Origin of the sequence: Mesorhizobium sp. M1328, assembly GCF_040318075.1 — a bacterium.
Lineage (GTDB): Bacteria > Pseudomonadota > Alphaproteobacteria > Rhizobiales > Rhizobiaceae > Mesorhizobium.
The window spans coordinates 66,902-91,027 of the sequence record NZ_JAMYLO010000012.1; the positions used below are offsets into that span (position 1 = coordinate 66,902).

A 24,126-nucleotide genomic window follows, 5' to 3' on the forward strand; every position below is an offset into this window, starting at 1 on the left:
CATGGCTCGTTTTCGAATAGATTTGCGCGCGGGCGCATTTCGCAGCGTTCTTGGCTTCACGCTCAGCCATTGGCGGCGTCAGCCGTGGCGGCTTGCCGGCATTATGGGCACGTTCCTGCTGTCGACCTTGGCCGACGTGCTGACGCCGCTCTATTCCGGCCGGCTGGTCGACGCCGTTGCCAGCAGTGCTGCGGCCGACGATGTCGCATGGAATGCGGCGATGGCTGCCTTTTCGATGCTGGTTGCCCTGGCGCTCACCGGTGTCGTGCTGCGCAATCTCGCCTTCATGGCCATTGTCGAGCTGACGTTGAAGATGATGGCGGATATCGCCGCCGACGCCTTCCACCGCGTCCAGCGCTTCTCCACCGATTGGCACGCCAACAGCTTCGCCGGATCGACGGTGCGCAAGATAACGCGCGGCATGTGGGCGCTCGACCTGCTCAACGACACGATCCTGATCGCGCTGCTGCCGTCGGTCGTCATGCTCGTCGGCTCGACGCTGCTGCTTGGCTTGTTCTGGCCGCTGATGGGCGCGATCGTCGCCACCGGTTCGGTTCTGTTCATCGCGGTGACGACGATGCTGTCGCTTGGCTATGTCGCGCCTGCGGCAAGGCTTGCCAACGCGTGGGATACACGGCTTGGCGGCTCGCTGGCCGATGCGGTGAGCTGCAACGCGGTGGTCAAGGGTTTTGGCGCCGAGGAACGCGAGGAGACACGGCTTGCCGAGGTCGTTGCCAAATGGCGCGGCCGCACGCGGCGCACCTGGGTGCGCGGCACCGTCAACGGCACCACGCAAGGCACGATGCTGCTGCTTTTGCGGGCAGCGGTCATCGGATTCTCCCTGCTTTTGTGGTCGTGGGGGCAGGCAAGTGCCGGCGACGTCGCCTTCGTGCTGACCTCATTCTTCGTGCTGCAAGGCTATCTGCGCGACATCGGCACGCATATCCGCAATCTGCAGCGCTCGATCAACGACATGGAGGAACTGGTCGACTTCCAGTCCGAACCACTCGGCATCGAGGATCGGCTCGGCGCCAAACCGATCCGGATCACCGATGGCCGCATCACCTTCGACAACGTCACGTTCCACTACGGTAGCCACCGCTTGCCGCTGTATCGTGACTTTTCGGTGGATATCGCGCCGGGCGAGCGGGTCGGGCTGGTTGGCCATTCAGGCTCCGGAAAGACGACGTTCGTCAAGCTGATCCAGCGCCTCTACGACGTGACTGCGGGAAATATCCTGATCGACGGCCAGGATATTGCAGATGTGGCGCAGGCGTCGCTGCGCGCACAGATCGCGATCGTCCAGCAAGAGCCGATCCTGTTCCACCGGTCGCTGGCCGAAAACATCGCCTATGCCCGGCCGAGCGCCACGCAGGCCGAGATCGAACACGCGGCGCGGTTGGCCAGCGCGCATGACTTCATCGCCAATTTGCCGAAGGGCTATGGCACGCTGGTCGGCGAGCGTGGCGTAAAGCTGTCGGGCGGCGAGCGTCAGCGTGTTGCAATCGCACGCGCCTTCCTCGCCGATGCGCGCATCCTCATCCTGGACGAGGCAACGTCGAGCCTCGATTCGGAATCGGAGGTGCTGATCCAGCAGGCGATGGAGCGCTTGATGGTCGGCCGCACGACGCTGGTCATTGCCCACCGGCTGTCAACGGTGCGGGCGCTGGACAGGCTTTTGGTGTTCGATCGCGGCCGCATAGTCGAGGAGGGCTCGCATGACCAGCTGATCCGGCTGCAAGGCGGCATCTACCGCCGGCTGTTCGAACGCCAGGCGCTTGAGCTGACCAAAGGCCTGGTGATCTGACGGTTACGGCGCCGCGCGCCTTAATAGACGCGCGGCGCTGCCGTCTTTTCTTCGTCTTCGTCATGTTCTATGTCTGCCGCAGAGCGCGGGGGCGCGTCTTGTCAACAGCAAAACCATCCGGTACGCCCCGCTCATGACAGTTACCGTCCGTTTCGCCCCGTCACCGACCGGCCGCATTCACATCGGCAATGCGCGCACCGCTTTGTTCAACTGGCTGTTCGCCATCAAGAACAAGGGTCGCTTCATCCAGCGCTTCGACGACACCGACGTTACCCGTTCGACGCAGGAATTTTCCGACGCCATCCTTTACGACCTGCATTGGCTGGGCATCTTCCCCGATGCCACGGAGTATCAGTCGCGGCGGGTCGAAATCTATGATGCCGCACTGGAAAGGCTGAAGGGGGCCCGCCTCGTCTATGCGTGCTATGAGACGCCTGAAGAGCTCGACCTGAGGCGCAAGGTGCGCCGCACGCGTGGCCTGCCGCCAGTCTATGGCCGCGAGGCGCTGACGCTGACGCCTGGGCAGGTCGCGGAATATGAGGCCGATGGCCGGCGGCCGCACTGGCGCTTTCTGCTACCCAACTTCAGCAGCGATCCGCTGCAGCCGGAGCGCACCGAAATCCACTGGAACGACCTGGTGCGCGGCGAGGAGACCGTCGACCTCGCCTCGCTTTCAGACCCGGTTCTGCGGCGCGAGGACGGCACCTACCTCTATACATTGCCTTCGGTTGTCGACGACATCGACATGGGCGTCAGCCATGTCATTCGTGGCGACGACCACGTCACCAATACCGGCGTCCAGATAGCCCTGTTCCGGGCGCTCAGCGCCGAGCCGCCGGTGTTCGGCCACCACAATCTTCTGACAACGGCATCAGGCGAGGGGCTCTCCAAGCGCACCGGCGCGCTGTCCATACAGAGCCTGCGTGAGAGCGGCATAGAGCCAATGGCGGTCGCTTCGCTGGCGGTGCTCGTCGGTACCTCGGAAAACGTCGTGGCGGTGCCGACGATGGCTGAACTTGCCGAGCGCTTCGATCCGGCGGCAACATCGAAATCCGCCGCCAAATTCGATCCGGACGAGCTCTTCGTGCTCAACCGCACGCTGCTGCACCACATGCCGTTTTCCGAGGCGCGCGACCGGCTGATCGTGCTCGGCATCTCTGGCGAACAGGCCGAGCCTTTCTGGGTGGCGGTGCGCGGCAATCTCGACAGGCTGGCCGATGCGGCGATCTGGTGGCGTACGCTTCGAGACGGTCCCGAGGAGCCGGCGGAGTTTTCCGACGATGACCGCGACTTTCTTCGCCAGGCGTTCGAACTGCTGCCGGAGGAGCCTTGGAACGGCACGGTCTGGAAGGACTGGACCGGCAAGATCCGAGCGGCGAGCGGCCGCAAGGGCAAGGCGCTATTCATGCCGCTCAGGCTGGCGCTTACGGGACAGCCTTCGGGTCCGGAGCTTGCAGATCTGTTGCCGCTGCTGGGTCGGGAAGGAACGTTGGCCCGACGACCCTGACCTTGCGCTGCTCAGGCGGCGGCAGCGATGTCGGCGAGGGCACAGGTTTGACAGCAAGCCGTTTGATCGCCTCACGGTCGAGGCCGCCTTGCGCATTGGCCAAGGTCTCCGGGTCGGCACCGGGATCAGGCCTGGCAACCGGTAGCGGAATGAACGGGGTGGTTGCCACGTTCGCCTCAGATTGTTCCGGGGTTGGCGGGTTGCCGGCGATGATCTCGAAATTCTGCCCGGCATTGCAGCCGCAGGTCGGCGGCAGCGGTATATCGGACTGCTTGTAGAGGTAGGCCGTCGGCAGTTCGATATAAGGCCTGCCGGTCATCGAAGACGTCATGGACGCCGAATCGCCGTTCATGCTGCGCGTGTAGAAAACCTGCATCTCGGTGCCGGGGCAGCTCGATTCACAATTCTTCTGGTCGCGCTCGAAATCGCCCAGCGAGGCAGCATTCGACATCGGGAAGAAATAGCCGTCGCAGGTCCGCACACACATAGTGCGGAATTCGCCTCGGGGCTGGCCCAACTCGTCGGCGTTGTTGAGCATGCTGCGGATGTTGCGCGGCTGACTTAGTTCTTCAGCCTGGTCGGGCTCGTCAGGCTGGTCGGGCGCACCGGGTTCACTGCCCAAAAGCTGGTCGAGCAGGTTTCCGTTGCCGTTTTCACCGCTGGCTTCGCGAACCGGTGCGAGCGTCGGCGGCGCCGCATCATCGCGGCAGCCATTGGCGTCGAGCGAGGCCAATATGCGCGCGCGATCGCGTCGCGAACCACCGCTGTCAAGCTCAGCGCGCTTGGCCTGCAAGGCGTCGAGATTGGCAGCCATGCGATCGATGGTGGCGTCGAGTGCTGCGCATACGTTGGCGTTGCGGCGAGATAGCGAAAAGCCGCAGCCGGCGCTGCTGGATTGGCTGACGGCCTTTGAAATCTGCTGGCGCTGCCGGGCGATCGCGTCGTCATATTTCCTGAGCAAGGCCGGCTTGCCGCCGCCACCGCGAGCAGCGGCGGCAAGATCGGCTTCAAGCTGGCGGCAGAGGCGGGAAGCGGCCTGCGCCTGAGTGACGGCAATGTCGCACAGTAGCAGGGCACCGAGCAGCGCGGCGGCCCGCGTCAGCTTCCAACGTGCGCCCGTCATCCCTCCGGAACTCCGCCTGTCTGCCGTTCTGAAAGCTACCGCGCTTGCGGTTAAGCGTTTGTTTAGCATACCGCTGATTCCGGCTTCAGCCCAAATCGGCGATGGCTTGCGCCTTGTGCGCGGCTTCGACCACGACCAGCGCGTCATGTCGACCACGCCGCACGGCATACTCGGACATTGTCAGGACCGCGACATCCTGGCGTTGCACGAAAAAGGCGTATTCGCCCAGAAGAATGCCTGGATCCAGCAATGCCCGGAGGCTTGGCATGACCGCGATTACCCGTCGAGCCGCACTGCAATTTGGTCTTTTGTGCCTGGCGATGCCGGTTGCCATGGCGCAGGAAAAGCCCATCACGCCGGATTGGGGCACCAAATTGGTCGAAGCCGCCCGTGAGCAGATCGGCGTCACCACGCTCTACGATCCGACCTATACACGGCTGGCCTATCCGGGCGGGGACGTTGAGCCCGAGCGAGGTGTGTGCACTGATGTCGTGATCCGCGCCTATCGCCGCGCCTTCGATCTCGATCTGCAAGAATTGGTGCATGAGGATATGCAGGCCAATTTTGCCGCCTATCCGAAGGCTTGGGGCCTGAATGCGCCGGACCGCAACATCGACCACCGCCGTGTGCCCAATCTTGCGGTCTATTTCGAGCGGCGAGGTGCCGCCGTGCCCGTCAGCCAAGACCCCGCCGACTATCGGCCTGGGGATCTCGTCGCCCAGATGCTGCCCGGCAATCTGTCGCATATTGCCATCGTGTCGTCCAATCGCTCCAGTTTGGTGCCGACAAGAAGGCTGGTCATTCACAATATCGGCGGCGGCGCCAGGGAAGAGGACACTTTGTTTGCCTTCAGGCAGACAGGGCATTTCCGGTTCAGGCCAATCTGAGAAAGCCAGCGGCTACCCCAGATCGACAATGGCTTGCGCCTTGTGCGCGGCTTCGACCACGGCCAGTGCCGTCATATTGACGACGCCGCGCGAGGTGACCGACGGCGTCAATATGTGCGCCGGGCTGTCGGTGCCGAGCAGGATCGGGCCGACATGCAGCGCGTCCATCATCGTGCGCAGCGCGGTCAGCGTGATGTTCGCCGAATCGAGATTGGGGAACACCAGCAGATTGGCTTCGCCCTTCAGCCGAGAATGCGGATAGACGCGCTGGCGCAGCTGCTCCGATAGCGCCGAGTCGGCATGCATCTCGCCGTCGCATTGCAGGTCGGGCGCGATCCGCGCCAAGATCGCCGCCGCCTGCCGCATCTTCATGGCGCTTGGCGAATCGCGGGAGCCGAAATCCGAATGCGACAGCAGCGCTGCCTTGGGCTCGATGCCGAAACGCTGAATTTCCTCGGCCGCCAAAACGGTCATCTCAGCAATCTCCTCGGCGGTCGGATCGACGGAGACATGGGTGTCGGTGAGGAAAATGATGCCGCGCTGCGAAATCAGCATGGAAAGTGTCGACAGGTCGCGATCCCTAATGCCGGCGCGCGGCCCGATGATCAGCGTCACGTTGCGCAAATGGCGCTCGAAACGGCCTTCGAGGCCGCAGACCATGGCGTCGGCGTCGCCGCGCTTCAGGGCAAGGGCGGCGATCACCGTATTGTCGGTGCGCACCATGGTGCGCGCCGCTTCCGTCGTCACCCCACGCCGGCCGGCAAGCTCGATCAAAAGGTCGACATAGTGGCGGTAACGCGGATCGTCTTCCGGGTTGATCAAGCCGAAATCGACGCCCGGCTTGATGCGCAGCCCGTAGCGCTTCAGCCGCACCTCGATGACATGCGGGCGGCCGATCAGGATCGGTTCGGCAATGCCTTCCTCGAGCACGACTTGCGCGGCGCGAAGCACGCGCTCGTCCTCGCCGTCGGCGTAGATGACGCGCTTGGCGCTCGACGTCTTGGCCATCGAAAACACCGGCTTCATGACCAGGCCGGAGCGGAAGACGAAGCGGTTCAGCTTGTCGATATAGGCGGCGAAATCGGTGATCGGCCGGGTCGCGACGCCGCTCTCACAGGCTGCCTTGGCGACGGCAGGGGCAATGCGCAGGATCAGCCGCGGATCGAAAGGCGAGGGGATCAGGAACTCCGGACCGAAGATCGGCGTCTCGCCGGAATAGGCACGGGCGGCGACGTCGGATGGCTCTTCGCGGGCAAGCGCTGCAATCGCTCGCACGGCGGCCATTTTCATCTCTTCGTTGATGGCGCTTGCGCCGCAATCCAGCGCGCCACGGAAGATGTAAGGAAAACAGAGTACGTTATTGACTTGATTGGGGAAATCGGAGCGGCCCGTGCAGATCATCGCGTCGGGCCGTGCTGCCCGTGCCGCTTCCGGCATGATCTCGGGATTGGGGTTGGCCAGCGCCAGGATCAGTGGCTTGGGCGCCATGTGGTGGAGCAGTTCCGGTTTCAGTACGCCGGCGGCAGACAGGCCGAGAAACACGTCGGCGCTGGGCAGAACGTCGGCCAGCGTACGCGCTTCCGTGTCCTTCACATAGGGGTCTTTCCAGCGGTCCATCTCCTCGACGCGGCCCTTATGGGCGACCCCGAACCGGTCGGTGACCCAGATGTTTTCGACCCGCGCGCCGAGCGAGACCAGAAGGTTGAGGCAAGCAAGCGCCGCAGCGCCGGCGCCTGACGTGACGATCTTGATGTCGGAGATGGACTTGCCGGCGAATTCCAGCCCATTGAGCACAGCGGCGGCGACGATGATGGCGGTGCCGTGCTGGTCGTCATGGAAGACCGGTATGCCCATGCGGGCTTTCAACTGCTCCTCGACTTCGAAGCATTCGGGCGCCTTGATGTCTTCCAGGTTGATGCCGCCGAAGGTCGGTTCCAGCGCCGAGATCGTCTCGACCATGCGCTCGATGCCGGGTGCATCGATCTCGATGTCGAAGACATCGATGCCGGCGAACTTCTTGAACAGCACCGCCTTGCCTTCCATCACCGGCTTGGAGGCGAGCGGACCGATATTGCCGAGGCCCAGCACCGCCGAACCGTTGGTGACGACGCCGACAAGATTGGCGCGGGCTGTATAATCGGCGGCGGTTGCCGGGTCGTCGCGGATTTCAAGGCAGGGGGCGGCGACCCCCGGCGAATAGGCAAGCGCCAGGTCGCGCTGATTGCCGAGCGGCTTCGTCGCCTGGATTTCAAGCTTTCCGGGACGGGGGTGCTTATGGAAATAGAGCGCTGCTTCGTCGAGGTCGGATCGGGCCGCCTTCTTGCTTTCGCCTGTCATGACGGCCGCCTCCTCAGTTCAGTCCGTTTGGTGTTTTGAGTCTCTTAGCATGCAGCCGAGGCTTTTCGAGAGGTGATATGTCGCAAGCGCGAGCTTACGGCTTGCACCACCCGCCGGCCTGTACGGTCTGCCATTGAAATGTTGGGACGATAGGCGCGTTGCTGGAGCGAGCTGCGAGCCGAATGTCTGCTTCAGGTGGTTTGCGGACGATTAGGTATTCTTTCGGTAGTTCGCTGTGGGGCTGTTGCTCCTATAAAGTGCACGAAAGAAACTCTTGGAATAGCGGTCGTACCAAGCGGCAGCCCACTCGCCGACAAGTCGCTCTGTCGACGACACCCTACGCCGGTAGTCGACTGTTCGGCGGATGCCTCCTTCTTCCTCAAGCTCGATGTCCAGGTGCGTAAACTTTGGGGCCGCATCCGAAAACCTGAGATACATGTACGCAAACACCGCGATATGGCGTTTACCCATTGATAAGCAACGATTTTCAATCGCCACCACCGCAGACTGGACTGTGGCGAAATCCTCTAGCCTAACCGCTCGTTCTAGACGAACGAAGTCAAGGAACAATCTCCTGTCGGTAATTGCAAGGTTGCCGTCGGCCGTGTCTCGAACCCTGTGCGACAGCAGTTTTTGCGTAACAAAGCGATAAATAGACGCCATTCGCCGGTCTCATTTCCATGTGCGAGGCAGGACATAACATGCGGACTAACCCTAGTCCTTGTGAACTGGCGTTTTGAGCATAATGTTGCCTTACCTCGGCTGGCCTGAGGGCGCCCGTTTTCCGCCATTCCCAGCGGATACTAAGCGGTAGATTTTGCCGCTAGAACGCGCTGACGTAGAGGCCGCCGTCGACCGGTATGTTCTGTCCGGTCAGGTAGCCGGCGTGAACCGAGCACAGGAAGGCGCAGATCTGGCCGAATTCCTCCGGCGTGCCGAGCCGCTTGGCCGGAACATTGGCTGCTGCTTGCGCCTTGCGTGCGGCAGCGGCGGCCGGATCTTCGGGCGTGCCGGCCTCGTGCGGGCCGCGCAGCCGGTCGGTGTCGAGCTTGCCCGGCAGCATGTTGTTGATCGTCACATTGCGGTCGATCACCGTGCGCGCGACGCCGGCGAGGAACGAAGTGAGGCCGGCGCGGGCGCCGGACGACAGGTCGAGGCCGGGGATCGGCACGTAGACCGACAGCGAGGTGATGTTGACGATGCGGCCGAAGCCGCGCGCCGCCATGCCGTCGATCACGGCCTGAACCAGCTCGACAGGGGTCACCATGTTCTGGGTGACGCCTTCGAGGATCTTTGCCCGATCGAGCGCACGGAAATCGCGAAACGGCGGACCGCCATTGTTGTTGACGAGGATGTCGGGATCGGGGCAGGCGGCAAGCAGCGCCTTCTGGACATCGGGCTTGGATATGTCGCCGACGATCTCGGTCACCTTGACGCCGAATTTCTCGCGCAGTTCAGCGGCGGTTTTGGCCAGCACGTCGGCGTTGCGGCCGTTGACGACCAGATCGCAGCCTGCCTCCGCCAGTGCCATGGCGCAGCCGCGTCCCAGCCCCTTGCTCGAGGCGCAGACTATGGCCGTCTTGCCGCGAATGCCGAGGTCCATGGTGATTTTCTCCTCTGATTGCCGCGGCAACCTACCCGTATGGCTGGACCAATCGCAACCGTCATACGGTTGTTGCATGAATCGGGGCATAGCCTCAGGCGAAAGCAACGGTGACAAATGATGTCCGGCGCAGAGCCTCGCACTTTCCGCAGCATGTTCATCTCCGACGTCCATCTCGGATCGAAGGCGGCGAAGGCCGAGTTCCTGATCGATTTTCTGCGCCATCACGATGCCGATATCATCTATCTCGTCGGCGACATCGTCGACGGCTGGCGCTTGAGACGGAGCTGGCATTGGCCGCAGAGCCACAACGACGTGGTCCAGAAATTGCTGCGCAAGGCGCGCAAGGGCGCCAGCATCACCTACATCGCCGGCAACCATGACGAGTTCGCGCGCCAGTTCCAGGGCGTGCATTTCGGCGGCATTGTCGTTGCCGATCGCGCCATCCACGAGACCGCCGACGGCAAACGCCTTCTTGTCATCCATGGCGACCAGTTCGACACCGTCGTCCATAATGCGCGCTGGCTGGCCTATCTCGGCGACTACGCCTATGACGCGGCCATGCTGCTCAACCGCGTCATCACGCGCCTGCGCCAAGTGCTTGGCCTGCCTTACTGGTCGTTCTCGTCCTGGGCCAAGGTCAAGGTCAAGAAGGCGGTGAACTTCATCGGCTCGTTCCAGACCGTGCTGACCGAGGAGGCGCGCCGCTCGCATGTCGACGGCGTGATCTGCGGGCACATCCACCATGCCGCGATCGAAAGCTATGAGGACGTGCAATACATCAACACCGGCGATTGGGTAGAGAGCTGCACGGCGGTGGTCGAGCATTTTGACGGCCGGATGGAGATCCTGCACTGGGCGCATGTCCTGCCGGAGACTCCGGTCGGCAGCGAGGTGCTCGTGCCGATCGACATCAAGGGCAGGGCAGTCCAGGCGGCTTGACCAAATCCGGCCTCATCTCGCTTTAATCGGTTAGTCCAGCGGTTTCATCGACTTTTTCGCCGTGTTAAGCAGCGGCAGGTGTGGCGGGCCGACCCGGCTGAATGCCGTGCCGACGGATCGCCTGTTAATGTCCTCCCTGCCGCCGCTCTCGCCCGAACAGCTCGTCAAGCCACGCCATTTCGAACTGCGCATGAGCTTGATCTTCTTCACGCTCTTCGTTCCGCTCGGAACGCATGTGCCGTATTTTCCGCTGTGGCTGCAGGCGAAGGGGTTCCACGCCGAGCAGATAGCCGTGATCCTCGCCGCGCCGATGTTCCTGCGCGTGGCGACGACGCCTTTTCTTACCGCGCTGGCAGACAAAGCGAGCGACCGCGCCAATGTCTATGTCGCGCTGGTCGCCGCATCGCTGATCCTGTCCGCCGGTTACTTCCTGCAGCCGACCTACGCAATGGTACTTGCCGTATCGTTGACGCTGACGGTCGTCTGGACGCCGCATTCGCCGATTGCCGATTCGCTCGCCCTTTCAGGTGTTCGCCGCTTCGGCTCGAACTACGCCGGCATGCGCAAATGGGGCTCGATCTCTTATCTCTGCGCCAATCTCGCCGGCGGTTTCATCCTCTCGGCAAGCGGTGCCGAGGCTGTTCCGGTGATCATCTTCGCGGCGCTGTGTGCCGCGCTAGTCGCCGGACTGATTGCGCCGCGCCTCGGCCGTCCGCGCCGCGCCTCGCCGCTTTCGGCCGCCGATATCCAGCAATCGGCACCGAAACTCCTGAACCCTCATTTCCTCTTTTTTTCGACGGGCGTCGGCGTCATCACCGCCAGCCACGCATTTCTCTACGGCTTCGTGTCGATCTACTGGAAGTCGATCGGCATCAGCGATTCGGTTGTCGGGCTTCTGTGGGGATGGGGCGTTGTCGCCGAGATATGCATGTTCGTCGTCTTCACCCGGGCTTTTGCCTCTTTCTCGGTCGTCTCGATCATGCTGATTGCCGGGATAGGCGCGATCGTGCGCTGGATCGCCTTCCCCTTGATCTGGCCGCTTGGGCTTGGCGTTGGCGGGTTTTTCGCGATCCAGACGCTGCACGCGGTTTCGGTGGCGCTGGTGCTGATCGGCCTACAAAAGATGATCGGTGAGACGGTTGCGGAAGAACGCACCGGGGCGGCGCAAGGCATCGCCTATTTTTCCAACGGCTTCTTCATGGCGGTGGCGACGCTGATTTCAGGTCCTCTTTACGACCGGTTCGGCGCGAATGGCTTCTTTGCGATGATCCCCATCGCCCTGACGGGCCTAGCGCTGATCGGGCTTGCGGCGCGTTCAGCCCCACAGCGCCGGCTCGGGCGGTGACACCAGCGAACCTTGGTAGACGAGACCGGGAACGCGGTCGCGGGCCAGCAGCAACGGACCGTCGAGATCGACGAAATCGGCATCCTGCGCCAACAGCACGGCCGGCGCCATCGCAAGCGATGTGCCGACCATGCAGCCGACCATGACGCCAAGACCCAGTTCGCGGGCGCGGTCGCGAAGCACGAGTGCCGCGGTCAGGCCACCCGATTTGTCGAGCTTGATGTTGATGGTGTCGTAGAGGCCGACAAGCGCTTCAAGATCCTTCGCCTCGTGCACGCTTTCGTCGGCGCAGATCGGCACCGGATGCGCGATGTGGCGAAGAATACCGTCATGTCCCGCCCGCAGCGGCTGTTCGATCAAGGCGATCCCATGCTCGGCGGCAAAGGCGAGGTTTGCGACGATATTGTCGTCATTCCAGCCCTCATTGGCGTCGAGAATGATTCGGCTGTCAGGTGCCGCCGCCGTCACTGCACGGATGCGTGCGATGTCGTTGTCGCCGCCGATCTTGACCTTGAGTAGCGGGCGCTGGGCGTTGGCGCGGGCTTGCGCCGCCATCGCCATCGCCTCCGGCTCGGCGAGCGACAATGTGTACGCCGTCTCAAGCGGTCGTAACGGAACGGTTCGTATCGTATGCGCCACCGGTGTTCCGCTGATCTTCGCTTCCAGGTCCCAGAGCGCGCAGTCGATGGCGTTGCGTGCCGCGCCGGCAGGCATGGCACCGAGCAGGGCGATGCGGCTGATGCCGTGCGCGATCTCACTGCGCATCGCCTCGATCGCGCCGCGCACACCCTCCATGGTCTCGCCATAGCGCTTGTAAGGGACGCATTCGCCGCGCCCTGTACGGCCGTTTTCGGCAATGGCGCAGGAAATCACCTCAGCTTCGGTCTTCGAGCCGCGCGAAATGGTGAATGTCCCGGCGATGGGAAAGCGCTCGGCCTCGACCGAAATGACACGCGCCATATTTTTCTGCTCCGGCTGTGCAACAAGGAGGATGTTGGCAAATCGACAGGTCGGCCCCGTCAGGCTAAACAGGACGCCATGTTGACCATCCGCAAACGCGACGCAAGCGGCCCTGCCAAGGAGCCCGACCACCAGCCGCGCATCGCGATCGGCGAGGAGGGCGACGTTCTCGGCTGCGCTTTCTCGGGAACCTGGACGACACGTACCGTGGCGCTGGTCGATGCCGAGATGCGCAAGATCGAGAAGCGCGGCGGCTTCAAGACGCTGGCGCTAGACCTTTCACAAATCGAGAAGATGGACACTGCCGGGGCCTGGCTGATCGACCGCCTGGTCAGCAGCTTCGAAAAGAAGGGCGTCGAGATCACGACGCAGGGGCAAAGCGAGATTGCCTCGATCCTGCTTGGCGCCGTCGGTGATGCGGTTCGACGCGAGCCCGAATCAGGTCCGGCAAAGCCGCCCAACTTCATCATTCGTGGGCTCGAGGCGGTTGGCCGGCGTGTTTATGAGATGCGCGACGATTTCCTGGCCGCAATGAACATCCTCGGCGCCACGATACGCGGCTCGCAGATGAAGCTTGGCCGCGGCCATGGCGTCAATATGGCGGCGATCTTCAACCAGATCGATCGCATGGGCGTCGGCGCCATACCAGTGGTGGTGCTGATGTCGGCTATCGTTGGCGCAATCGTTGCCCAGCAAGGCGCCTATCAGCTCAGCTATTTCGGCGCCGACATCTTCGTCGTCGACCTGGTCGGCGTGCTGATCCTGCGCGAGCTCGGCGTGCTGATGACGGCGATCATGATCGCCGGCCGCTCCGGTAGCGCGATCACCGCCGAGATCGGCTCGATGAAAATGCGCGAGGAGGTCGATGCGCTGAAGGTCATTGGCCTCAATCCCATCGGCGTGCTGGTGTTTCCGCGGTTGGTCGCGCTGGTGATCGCACTGCCTTGCCTGACGATCATCGCCAACTTTGCCGCGCTCGGCGGCGGCATTCTGGCTGCATGGCTCTACTCCGATATTGCACCGGCAGCGTTCATCGACCGGCTACGTGTCGCAATCGACCTCAGCACCATCTTTGCCGGCCTGATCAAGGCGCCGTTCATGGCCATGATCATCGGCATAATTGCCTCGGTCGAGGGCATGAAGGTTGGCGGCAGCGCCGAATCACTTGGCCAGCATGTGACCGCCTCAGTGGTGAAGTCGATCTTCGTGGTCATTATCCTCGACGGGCTTTTCGCCATGTTCTATGCAGCGATCGAGTTCTGACATGGCGCTGCCGGGCACAAACACGACCAAGGTGGCGGCGAAGGCCAAAGAAGACGAGATCGTGCTGTCGGCGCACGACATCACGGTATCGTTCGCCGACCAAGTCGTTCTCGACAAATTGTCGCTCGATATCTGGCGCGGGGAGATTCTCGGCTTCGTCGGTGCCTCGGGTGCGGGCAAATCTGTTCTCTTGCGCACCATTCTTGGCTTGACGCGCAAGCAATCGGGAACAATCAAACTGTTCGGCGTCGACGTCGAGAAGGCAACCGAAAGGGAGCGCCTTCGCATCGACATGCGGCTTGGCGTGCTGTTCCAGCATGGCGCCCTTTTCTCGGCGCTGACGGTCCTCGAAAACGTCCAGGTGCCGATGCGCGAATATCTCGATTTGCCGAAGAAGCTGATGGACGAACTTGCCATGCTCAAGGTCGAGCTGGTCGGACTGCCGCCGGATGCGGCGCAGAAATTCCCCTCCGAGCTCTCCGGCGGGATGATCAAGCGTGCTGCGCTGGCGCGCGCCCTGGCACTCGACCCGGATATCGTTTTCCTCGACGAGCCGACGTCCGGGCTAGATCCGATCAGCGCGGCTGAGTTCGACGAATTGGTCGTCAAGCTGCGCGATACGATGGATTTGACCGTGTATATGGTCACGCACGATCTCGACACGCTGTTTACGGCGTGCGACCGCGTGGCGGTGCTTGGCAACAAGAAAGTGCTGGTCGAGGGCACGATTGACGACATGCTCAGGAGCGAGGAACCCTGGGTAAAATCCTATTTCCGCGGAAAACGCGCCCGGCAACTTGATCTTGCGACGCGCGCATAGCCATAAGTGAGCAATGGAAACCAGGGCCAACTACGTCATTGTCGGCATTTTCACGCTGGCCGCGATCCTGGCGGCCTTCGCGTTCGTCTATTGGACGGCCGCGATCGGTGACAGGGGTGAGACGGCGATGCTGCGTGTGCGCATTCCAGGCTCGGCTTCCGGTCTTGGCCGCGGCAGCTTCGTGCTGTTCAACGGCGTCAGGGTTGGTGAGGTCAAGCGTGTCTATATCGACCTTGACAATCCGACCGCGGCCATCGCCGACGCTGAAATCGGCAGGAATACGCCGATCACCAAGTCGACGCAGGCCGATATCGGGATCGTCAGCCTCGCCGGCCAGGCCAGTATCGAACTCAAGGGCGCCGACCCCAAGGAGCCCAAGCTCCTCGACGAGGCGGAAAAGCAAGGCCGTGTCGCCGAGATCGTTGCCAACCCGTCGGCGGTCACCAACCTGCTGCAGACGGCGCAGAACATCTTCACCCGCGCCGACAAGGTCCTTTCGGAGCTCGAAGGCTTCACCAAGGATGTTCGCGGGCCGCTGACGCAGACCGTCGCCAATGTCCAGACCTTCTCCGATGCACTGGCCAGGAATTCGGACGGCGTCGACAAGTTCCTGGCCAGCGTCAGCTCGCTGGCCGACGAATTGAAGGGTGTTTCGGGCAAGCTCGACGGCACCCTGAAGGCGGCGGAAGGGCTACTCAACGCCGTCGACAAGGACCAGATCAAGAGCATCGTCGCCAACGTCGACACGGTCACCGCCAATCTCAAGGAAACCAGCAAGCAGTTCGACACGGTCATCAAGAACGTCGACACGGCGGTCGGCTCGATCAACGACTTCGCCCAGAAGACGCAAGGCACGCTGGCCAAGGTCGACGGCGTGCTCGACGGCATCGATCCGGCCGAGGTTCGCACCGCGCTGGCCAATATCCAGAAGGCCAGCGAAAACGCCAACGAGGCTGCCGCCGATATCGCCAAGGTGACCAACAAGTTCGCCAACCGAGCCGACGACATCGACGAAACCATCAAAGACGCGCACCAGCTCGCAGGACGCCTCAACGATGCCTCGGTGCGAGTCGACGGTATCCTTGCCAAGGTCGACAAACTGCTCGGCTCCGGCCAGGCCGACGGCGTCATGGCCGACGCGAGAGCGACGCTGAGATCATTCAAGCAGGTCGCCGACACGCTGAACGCCCGCCTCGGTACCATCACCGACAATCTGGCGCGATTCTCGGGACAGGGGCTGCAAAACGTCGAAGCGCTGGTCCAGGACAGCCGTCGTTCGATCACCCGCATCGAAGAGGCGGTAACCGATCTGAGCCGCAACCCACAACGGATCTTGTCCGGCGGCGAGGGCGAGGTTCGGCAGTTCGACGGCAGGGTGCGCCGTTGACTTCGATCCCCGACCACCGCAAGAACATAGCTTGCAGATGCGCGTTGTTTCCACGATCCGGGGGGGATCGCGTTTGAAGTCGATCAGTTCAGGCAGCATCACATCGGGTGGGTCTAAGGTTGGGGCGGTGTTGCTGGCGCTTTCGCTAGCAAGCTGCGCGGCCTTGCCTGGCGGCGGACCGGCGCCGCTGGATACGTTCGAGCTTTCGGCGCCGTCGCTGGAAGCGCGTGCCCACAGCCGTCGCCAGATACTCATCGCCCAGCCATCGGCCCTCAAGGCGCTGGATAGCCAGAACATCGTCATCAAGCCATCGCCGCGATCGATCCAGTATCTCAAGGGCGCGCAATGGGCCGACCGGCTGCCGATGATTGTACAGGCGCGGCTGGCAGAGACGTTCCAGCGCTCGGGAAGCTTCACCGGTGTCGGCAAGCCAGGCGAGGGGCTGGCGATCGACTATCAGGTGATCGTCGAGATCCGCTCGTTCGAGGTGCGTGTCGATGGCGGCCAACATGCCGAGGTCGAGCTGTTCGTGCGCCTGTTGAACGACCGCAACGGTGAAGTGCGCGCTTCGAAGACGTTTAGCGCCATCGCGCCCGTTTCGGGCAATGGCAACCAGGCCTATGTTGGCGCGCTCGATGCCGCGTTCGGCGATGCGGCCGGGCAAATCGTGCGCTGGACCGACACTGTGATCTAAACCGGGCTAGCTGCTATGAAGCGGCCAAAGACCGAAGCAACTCACGGAGCATATTCGACGAGCGTGTGATCTTCGCCCGCAAGCTCGTCATCGATGATTAAGCCTATGATTTCCCAATCACCTCCAGCCAGCCCCGCACCAATTTTCGGGTAGCCGATTCTTTTGCCCGCGAATCTGCCTTTGACTGCCTGCATGACTTTTCGGATTGCCTGGTAGTCAGCCTTCACGCCTTTGCCCTGCCAATGGAACTGAGTGTAGCCGTTGACGACGTGGAAAATGCGGCTGCCTCGCTTGATTTCGGCAACGGATATGCTTCCCAGCTTGGCTGGGTCGCCCTTCAATGTCGCGCAATCCGCAGCATATGCTTCGGGAAAACGCTGCTTTATGGAAAGAGCAATTCCTTTGCCCATTTGGCACTGGCAGTTGCATCCATGCACAATGACATCGAACGTTCCGTCGAGCGCAAGCTGAAGCAGATCACCGCGAATTGTCTGCATTGCCACGAGATCCCAGCCTCTGCTCCTAGGCGCAAACATCCGGCCAAATCAAGAGATTTGCGCAGTGGAACTATCTTTTCAGTATCGGGTCTAAACTGAAAGGGCAGAACGCCCTTTCAGTTTTCCTGTCGCCCGCTTAGTGCAGGCGGCCGCTGGCGTGGGCCAGCATGGTGTAGACCTTGCCGGTATCCGAGGTCAGGTAGGTCTGTGCCATGATGTTGTCGCGGTCGTTGCGCGACACGTCCTTGAGCAGCTTTTCGAAATCGTCGCAGTAACGATCGACGGCGGCGCGGAACTCCGCCTCCGACTGATATTTGCGACGGATCTCATCGAACGTCTGCTGGCCCTTCAGCGTGTAAAGACGGCGCGTGAAGACGTCGCGCTCGCCGCGCCGGTAGCGGTTCCACAGTTCGATCGAAGCATCGTGATCGATGGCGCGTGCGATATCGACGGAGAGCGAGTTCAGCGATTCCACCACATGAAGGGGCGAACGCGCAGCGGGAGCCGGGCGCGGCGCTTCGGCAGGCGCTGCCGGCTTGGCGTCGTCTTCGCGCGATGCACCGGTCAGGAGGTCACGCACCCAACCGCCCTGCGGCGTGCGGCCGTTGGGATCGCGCTGGCGCGGCGCTTGGTCTGCGGGACGTTCGAGGTCGAGCGTGCCGCGCAGCGCCGTCTCGCCCGAAGGCGCCTGCGGTGCACGGCGCTGTTCGAGAGCCGGAGCCGGACGACGTGGCGGTTCGGCGGCGCGTGCGGCAGGCGCTTGCGGCGCCGGACGCAGGTTGCGCTGTTCCGAACTGTCGGTGCCGCGCCCAGATTTGGCAACGATTTCAGAAAGTTCCTTCAGCGCGTTGATCTGCTCGGAAACGGCACGGCGGATAGCCGTGGTTGATTCCTTTGCCTCTTCCGGCATCTCGATGACGCCTTTCTTGAGCTCAGCCCGGGTGAGGTCGAGCTCGCTCTTGATCGAGCCAGCGGTACGCCGCATCTCCTCGGTCGCATCGGCAAAGCGCTTGGTGGCCGAATCGACCACTTCGGAAATCGCGGTACGGATCTTGTCGGCGGATTCCAGCGTCTTGCCTTCGGCGTTCTGCAGTGTCTGGCCGACCAGATTCTCGAACGAGCGCATGACCCTTTCGAGATCTTCCGACTTCTTGACAAGGCCGACGGCGAGGTCCTCCAGCGACGATTGCCTTTCGAGCGTGTGCTCTAGATTGCTCTGGGCCGAGCTCAACAGGTCCGAGGCACTGGAAAGCAACCGGCTGTGCTCGTCGAACTTGGTGGCGATTGAAGCAACCTCGCGCAAGGTCGACGACGACAGCTCGGTGAGCCGCGTCGTGTTCGAATCGACCAGGCGCGCCGAACTGGCGAAGGTCTGCGCGGTCTTTTCCGTGGTCGCGGCGAAGCTTTGCGTGCTGCCGGTCAGGCGTTCGTCGACCTGGCCGAGATTGGTCGCCGCCTGCTCGATCAACTGACCGAGCTGCGAGCTGGAGGTGGTCATGCGGCCGATGAGGTCGGCAACGCTGTCGGCAAGCGTCGAGCGCGCACCTTCGACGGCCGACAGGGTTTCGGCCGTACGGCTGGCGAGGGCGTCAACGAGGGCAGCGTTTTGAGTGCGCAGCTTCTCGGTCGCACGTTCGGTGACCTCTTCCATGCTCTTTTGCAGCTCGGAGCCGCCCTGGGCGAAGCGCTCGACCAGAGGCCGTGCCGTCTCGTCCAGGATTTTCGATATTTCGGCCGAACGTGCCGCAAGCATCGTACTGAGCTCGCGAGTATTGGCACCGATGGTCTTTGCAGCGTCGTTGGTGCTCTGGCCGATATGCTGGCCGACCGCGGTGAAGGTTTCGGCGATCGTGTTGGCACGCGAGACCAGCTGCGCCTCGGCATTCGAAACCTGTTCGTTGAGCCTTTGGCCCATTGTCTCGGCGGAGTAGGCGAGGCGGTTCTCGACGCTGGCGACCTGCTCCTCGACGCGGGCGGCTGTAACAGCAGCACTCGATGCCAGGCGTTCGTCGGCACCGGCAAGCACCTGCTCGATTTCACGGGCATGGACGGCGAGTTCCTGGCCAGTCTGCCTGGCGCGTTCGGCAACCCGCTGCTCGGTGCTGGTGAAGGCGCCGACAATGGTGTCGGCATGTTCGCCGATGGCGGTGCTGCTGTCGGCGATACGGGACACCAGGCGATGATCCGCCTCCTCGAAGATGCGGCCGATCTCGGACGCGCGGGCCGAAAGTGCTTCGGACCCTTCGGCAATACGCGAGATAAGTTGCTGGTCGGCGGCATCGAAAATGCGACCGAGGTCCGACGCGCGTGCCGCGAGAGCTTCGGCGGATTCGCCGATGCGCACGCCCAGCCGCTCGTCGGCTGTTTCGAAATTGCGCAGGATGTCGCCGGCACGTGCAGCCAGCGACTGGGCCGTTTCGATGGCGCGAGAGACCAGCCTGTGGTCCGCCGCGTCGAAGGTGCCGGCAATCTCACTTGCTCTGGCTGCCAGCTGATCGGCCGTCTCCTGGGCACGCGCAAGCAAGGTGTTCGACGTGTTGTCGACGCGGGCAATCAGTGCGCTCGACGTATCCTCGGCGCGCGCGGCAAGGCGACGATCCGCCTCTTCAAAGGTGCGGGCGATGTCCTCCGCCCTGGCGAGCAGGGCCGCCGAGGTCTGCTCGGCGCGCTCGGCGATCTTGCGGTCGGCATCGCTGAATGCCGCGCCCGCCTGCTCATGCAGCGCACTGGTGACTTCCATGACCTTCTCGCGCAGCGCCCCGGCGACGAAGACCGCGCTTCTTTCGAGCACACTGCGAACGTTGTCGACACCCGTCGACAGCGCCCGCTCCATGGTGCTGGCGCGCTCCTCGATGACGCCTGTCTGCCGGCTGAACACCTGCTCGATCTTTTCTACGTCGGCAGCGATTGCATCGGAGATGTCGGTGCTCCTGGCGGCGATCTGGTCGATATGGCCGGACAGCGAACGGTCGACATCCTTGCGCGTTTCGGCGAGCCTGGAGAGATCGTCCTGCAATGCGCGGGTCAGCATGTCGCGGCCCTCGCTCAGCTTGCCGACATGACCGGCGACGATCTCGTCGACCTCGCTGCGGCTCATTGCAAGCCTCTCCAGGTCGGCTTCCAGCGCGCGCCTGAGGATGTCGCGGCCTTCCGCCAGCTTCTCGACCTGGCCGGCAACCAGCCCATCGATGCTCGAGCGGCTTTCGGCCAGCTTGGCGAGATCGTCCTCGAGCGCCTTGGACAGGGTCGAGCGGTCCTGGACGAGCTTCTCCGCGTGGGTTGCGACCAGGCTGTTGACGTTGCCGAGATCGGCTTCCAACGCACGCGAAAACTGGGCGCGATTATCGGTCAATAGTTGCGACTGGTCGGCGATGGCGCCCCTGATCGTGTTGAGATCGGCCTCCAAGGCGCGCTTGAGGATATCGCGGCCTTCGGCCAGTTTCTCGACCTGGCCGGAAACCAGTCCGTCGATGCTCGAGCGGCTTTCGGCCAGCTTGGCAAGGTCGTCTTCGAGCGCCTTGGTCAAGGTTGAGCGATCTTCCGCCAGTTTCTCGGACTGGCCCGCAATAACATCCTTGATGGTGTTGAGATCGGCCTCCAAGGCGCGCTTGAGGATATCGCGGCCTTCGGCCAGTTTCTCGACCTGGCCGGAAACCAGCCCGTCGATGCTCGAGCGGCTTTCGGCCAGCTTGGCAAGATCGTCTTCCAGCGCGCGCTTGAGGATGTCGCGACCCTCGGCCAGCTTCTCGACCTGGCCGGAGACCAGCCCGTCGATGCTCGACCGGCTCTCTGCCAGCCTGGCGAGATCGTCCTCGAGCGCCTTCGAAAGGGCCGAACGGTCCTCGGCGAGCTTGTTCATATGATCGGAGACGACGCCCCGCACGGCCTCGAGATCGGTCTCCAGTGCCCGCGACAGCTGACCGCGATCCTCCGCCAGCTTCTCGGATTGACTGGCGATGACGCCCTTGACGGTGCTCAGATCGGCTTCGAGCGCGCGCTTGAGGATGTCGCGGCCCTCGGCCAGCTTTTCGACCTGTCCGGCAACCATCACATCGATGCTCGAGCGGCTTTCGGCCAACTTGGCGAGATCGTCTTCGAGCGCCTTCGAAAGGGTCGAACGGTCCTCTGTGAGCTTGTTCATGTGATCGGAGACAACGCCCCGCACAGTCTCCAGGTCGCTCTCCAGTGCCCGTGACAGCTGGCCACGGTCTTCCGCCAGCTTTTCGGACTGGCTGGCGATGACGCCCTTGATCGCGTTAAGGTCCGATTCAAGCGCGCGCTTGAGGATGTCGCGGCCTTCGGCCAGCTTCTCGACCTGGCCGGCAACCAGCCCATCGATGCTCGACCGGCTTTCCGCCAACTTGGCAAGATCGTCTTCAAGCGTCTTCGAGAGCAGGCTGCGGTCATCGGCGAGCCTGCCAGAATGATCGGCGATCAGGCTCCTGATGTCGGACAGGTCGTTATCGAGCGACTGGGAAAGGCCGCTGCGGTCTTGCGCCAATTTGGCCGAATGCGCCTCGATGAGGCCATTGATGCCGGCGATATCGGCTTCCAGCGCACTGGCGAGTATGGCGCGGCCCTCGGCGATCTTTTCGACTTGACCGGCGACGAGGCCGTCGATGCTGGCGCGACTCTCTGCCAGCTTGCCGAGGTCGGCCTCCAGCGCGCGCGAAAGGATGCTGCGGCCTTCGGCGAGCTTGCCGACGTGCCCGGCAACCATTTCATCAATTATCGTACGAGCTTGCACGAGTTTTCCAGAGTCTTCGTTCAAGGCCTGGGCAAGCCTGTTGCGACCCTCTTCAAGGCTTTCGAGATGGCTGCCCAGCGAAGCGTCGATCGCTGCGCGTGATTCGTTTACCTTGCGCAGATCCTCCTCAAGGGCGCGCGAGATCAGGCTGCGGCCTTCGGCAAGCTTCTGCACCTGGTTGGCCACCGCTGCGTCGATTTCGGCGCGACCCTCGGCGAACTTCGCCAGATCGGCCTGCATTGCCGCCGCCATCCGGTCGCGGCTTTCGGAAAGCTTGTGGCTGTGGTTTTCGACGGCTTCCTCGATGCCGGCGCGAGCCTCGGCAAGCCGCTGGATGTCTGTATCGAAGGAACGCGATACGACATGGCGCGCCGCCTCCATGCGCCCGGCGAAATCGCCGGCGCGGGCTTCAAGCATGGTCGAGGTCGACGAAATGATGTCGGCCATGTCGGCGCCGATCTGGGTCTTGCCCTGATCGATCATCGCCGACAGCGTCTCCTTGCTATCCTGGAAGGTGTGGGCGATTTCGCGCGCGCGCTCGACCAGCGTCTCGTTGATCTGGCGTGCGCGAGCCTCCAGCGCGGCGTTGAGCTTCTGCGTACCGGTGTCGAGCGCCTCGGCGCGGGTCTGGAACTCGCTGATAAGCGCCTGGCCACGTTCAGCAAGCGTCCGCTCGATGCCGTTAAGGCTGGCTTCGAATTCGGAATTGAGCGTACGCGCGGCACCGCCGAGCAGCGACACCATGCCGGTCGTGCGGTCGTCGAGCAGGTCGGTCAGCGACCGCGTCAGGCCATCGGTGGTGTCCGTCAGTTTGGCGATGCGGGTGTCGAGCAGGCTGGCGAAGGCCTCGCCCGACGTCGACAGCCGGTCGGTGATCGATTCGAGCCGGCCTTCCACCGAATCGAAGATCGACATCGAGCTCCCGTTGATCCTGTCGATCAGCGTGTCGCCGGATTCGTTGATCGTCATCGACAGCTTGGTCGAGGCGTTGAGAATGCTGTCGCGAATGATATCGCTGGCGGCGTTGATCTCGTCCTTCAGCGTCTCGTGGGCGCCGGTGATCGAGGCGCGCACGCGCTCGGCATGGGTGACGACCGCTTCGCGCTCGCTGCCCAGCCCGTCGACCAGCGAGCGGATGCGGGACTCGTTCTCGGAGTAGGAGCGCTCGATCTGGTTCACCTCGCCGTGAACCAGCGTTTCGAGCTCGACGGCACGCGCAAGCGTGCGTTCGATGCCTTCGCCCATGGCCGCCACCTCGCGGCGAACCGCTTGGCCGATCATCATGACGCGATCCTGGGCAAGATTTTCCGGCTCGGCCAGACGGAAGGCCACCTCGGTCATCGACTGCGCGGCAAGGCGCATCTCCTGAGCGCGGCGAATCATCACGGCGAATGCCCAGAACAGGATGACGGGCACGATTGCCGCGACCGCCAGGCCGATCAGCTCGGGACGGGCGAAAAACTGATCGAAGGTGCGGATGTTCCAGATGCCAGGTCCGAACAACAGGTTCGCAAGGCCACCAGCGCCGGCGATCCAGGCCAGCGAAACGAAAGCCACGACCCAATAGATCGTGTTCGAGGCGCGCCGATTGAGGGTGTGCAGGAGCGTCTTATAGTCTTTTTGACGATCGTCGTTGGCCGGCGAGAAAGCGGCCGGCTGCGAGCCATTGCGCGTTGCGACAGGACGCAACTCGGCCGGCTTGGCTTTTGGCGCGGGATTTGCGTTCTGGCTTTGATTGGCGGCAGGTGCCGCGTTCTGGGCTTGGTCGGGGGCAGGTGCTTCGTTCTGGCTGCGACCTTCGCGCGCCAGTTCGTCGGCGGCTTGCGATATTTGCGCTTCCAGATCTTCCATGGATGCCGCGATGTCGAAGTCGCCGCCGGCATCGCCGCTCAGATCGATATCAAGTGCCTTTTCGAGTTCCCTGGCTACGTCGCTGTCGAGCGTTCTTGTCGTCGTTGGTTTCTTCGCCATGCCTTCGCTACCCTGTACAAGCTGCCGCGGGACTTATGGTTCTGCTTATTGATTCTGCCTAGCGTGTCCCGCGCAGGAGGCTGAAAATGGACCTGTCGTATCGTAATGACACAGCCGGGTAAAGAAAACATGCATTCCGCCCGATACGTAAAACTTTAAATATAAGGTTAACACAGCCGTGATTCCGGCGCCGTTATCGCGACATTTTTCCGGGCCAATCATTAACCCGTTGTCCA

The 24,126-nt window shown here is 62.7% G+C and carries 17 protein-coding genes; 9 read left to right on the forward strand and 8 right to left on the reverse strand.

Annotated features, from left to right (window positions below; all coding sequences use genetic code 11):
* The first annotated feature begins 1 nt into the window (after position 1).
* Both NKH23_RS20715 and NKH23_RS20720 read left to right on the forward strand, forming a co-directional pair.
* Entirely contained in the window at positions 2–1,807 is a 1,806-nt protein-coding gene (locus NKH23_RS20715) for an ABC transporter ATP-binding protein (protein WP_353025431.1), read from the forward strand.
* A gap of 133 nt (positions 1,808–1,940) precedes the next feature.
* Positions 1,941–3,314: a glutamate--tRNA ligase gene (locus tag NKH23_RS20720; protein ID WP_353025430.1), complete on the forward strand. Its 1,374-nt coding sequence runs from the start codon at positions 1,941–1,943 to the stop codon at positions 3,312–3,314.
* On the opposite strand, the gene NKH23_RS20725 is transcribed toward NKH23_RS20720, so the two are convergent.
* Both NKH23_RS20725 and NKH23_RS20730 read right to left on the reverse strand, forming a co-directional pair.
* Positions 3,232–4,437 (reverse strand): DUF2865 domain-containing protein, encoded by a 1,206-nt coding sequence (locus NKH23_RS20725; protein WP_353035282.1) that lies wholly within the window; start codon positions 4,435–4,437, stop codon positions 3,232–3,234. The two genes, NKH23_RS20720 and NKH23_RS20725, sit on opposite strands and share 83 nt — an antisense overlap.
* 85 nt (positions 4,438–4,522) lie before the next feature.
* Complete coding sequence (locus tag NKH23_RS20730; RefSeq protein WP_353025428.1) at positions 4,523–4,705, reverse strand: hypothetical protein; 183 nt, start codon at positions 4,703–4,705, stop codon at positions 4,523–4,525.
* Between NKH23_RS20730 and NKH23_RS20735 the strand changes: the two genes are divergently transcribed.
* Positions 4,704–5,324: a DUF1287 domain-containing protein gene (locus NKH23_RS20735; protein WP_353035284.1), complete on the forward strand. Its 621-nt coding sequence runs from the start codon at positions 4,704–4,706 to the stop codon at positions 5,322–5,324. The two genes, NKH23_RS20730 and NKH23_RS20735, sit on opposite strands and share 2 nt — an antisense overlap.
* Positions 5,325–5,336: 12 nt before the next feature.
* Here NKH23_RS20735 and NKH23_RS20740 read toward each other — a convergent pair whose 3' ends face one another.
* From NKH23_RS20740 to NKH23_RS20750, 3 genes are all read right to left on the reverse strand, one after another.
* A complete protein-coding gene (locus tag NKH23_RS20740) occupies positions 5,337–7,661 on the reverse strand; it encodes an NADP-dependent malic enzyme (RefSeq protein WP_352720978.1) in 2,325 nt (774 codons plus the stop codon).
* Positions 7,662–7,871: 210 nt separating this feature from the next.
* Positions 7,872–8,324, reverse strand: coding sequence for a hypothetical protein (locus NKH23_RS20745; RefSeq protein ID WP_352914193.1), 453 nt, complete (start codon positions 8,322–8,324; stop codon positions 7,872–7,874).
* Positions 8,325–8,484: 160 nt separating this feature from the next.
* Positions 8,485–9,264, reverse strand: a complete 780-nt coding sequence (locus NKH23_RS20750; protein ID WP_352720981.1) for an SDR family oxidoreductase — start codon at positions 9,262–9,264, stop codon at positions 8,485–8,487.
* Between the two features lie 120 nt (positions 9,265–9,384).
* On the opposite strand from NKH23_RS20750, the gene NKH23_RS20755 reads away from it, so the two are divergent.
* Together NKH23_RS20755 and NKH23_RS20760 are read left to right on the forward strand one after the other, a co-directional pair.
* The gene (locus NKH23_RS20755) at positions 9,385–10,206 is read left to right on the forward strand and encodes a UDP-2,3-diacylglucosamine diphosphatase (RefSeq protein ID WP_352720983.1); all 822 of its coding nucleotides are present in this window, start codon (positions 9,385–9,387) and stop codon (positions 10,204–10,206) included.
* Positions 10,207–10,333: 127 nt separating this feature from the next.
* Positions 10,334–11,551 (forward strand): MFS transporter, encoded by a 1,218-nt coding sequence (locus tag NKH23_RS20760; protein WP_353025424.1) that lies wholly within the window; start codon positions 10,334–10,336, stop codon positions 11,549–11,551.
* Here the strand turns inward: NKH23_RS20760 and dgcA are convergent.
* Complete coding sequence (dgcA, locus tag NKH23_RS20765; protein ID WP_353025422.1) at positions 11,522–12,511, reverse strand: N-acetyl-D-Glu racemase DgcA; 990 nt, start codon at positions 12,509–12,511, stop codon at positions 11,522–11,524. The genes NKH23_RS20760 and dgcA overlap by 30 nt on opposite strands.
* Before the next feature lie 78 nt (positions 12,512–12,589).
* Between dgcA and NKH23_RS20770 the strand changes: the two genes are divergently transcribed.
* Genes NKH23_RS20770 through NKH23_RS20785 form a run of 4 tightly spaced genes read left to right on the forward strand, consistent with a single transcriptional unit; the run spans position 12,590 to position 16,675 of the window.
* Positions 12,590–13,774, forward strand: coding sequence for an ABC transporter permease (locus NKH23_RS20770; protein ID WP_353025421.1), 1,185 nt, complete (start codon positions 12,590–12,592; stop codon positions 13,772–13,774).
* A gap of 1 nt (position 13,775) precedes the next feature.
* Positions 13,776–14,594 (forward strand): ABC transporter ATP-binding protein, encoded by an 819-nt coding sequence (locus NKH23_RS20775; protein ID WP_353025419.1) that lies wholly within the window; start codon positions 13,776–13,778, stop codon positions 14,592–14,594.
* 13 nt (positions 14,595–14,607) lie between these two features.
* Positions 14,608–15,981, forward strand: coding sequence for an MlaD family protein (locus NKH23_RS20780; protein ID WP_353025418.1), 1,374 nt, complete (start codon positions 14,608–14,610; stop codon positions 15,979–15,981).
* 37 nt (positions 15,982–16,018) lie between these two features.
* Entirely contained in the window at positions 16,019–16,675 is a 657-nt protein-coding gene (locus NKH23_RS20785) for an ABC-type transport auxiliary lipoprotein family protein (RefSeq protein ID WP_352666609.1), read from the forward strand.
* Between the two features lie 41 nt (positions 16,676–16,716).
* Here NKH23_RS20785 and NKH23_RS20790 read toward each other — a convergent pair whose 3' ends face one another.
* Both NKH23_RS20790 and NKH23_RS20795 read right to left on the reverse strand, forming a co-directional pair.
* Positions 16,717–17,172 (reverse strand): macro domain-containing protein, encoded by a 456-nt coding sequence (locus tag NKH23_RS20790; protein WP_353025416.1) that lies wholly within the window; start codon positions 17,170–17,172, stop codon positions 16,717–16,719.
* A 136-nt stretch (positions 17,173–17,308) separates the two neighbouring features.
* Positions 17,309–23,890 carry an apolipoprotein A-IV repeat region-like domain-containing protein gene (locus tag NKH23_RS20795; protein WP_352977152.1) on the reverse strand — a complete coding sequence of 2,194 codons (6,582 nt, stop codon included), beginning with the start codon at positions 23,888–23,890 and terminating at the stop codon, positions 17,309–17,311.
* Between the last annotated feature and the right edge of the window lie 236 nt (positions 23,891–24,126).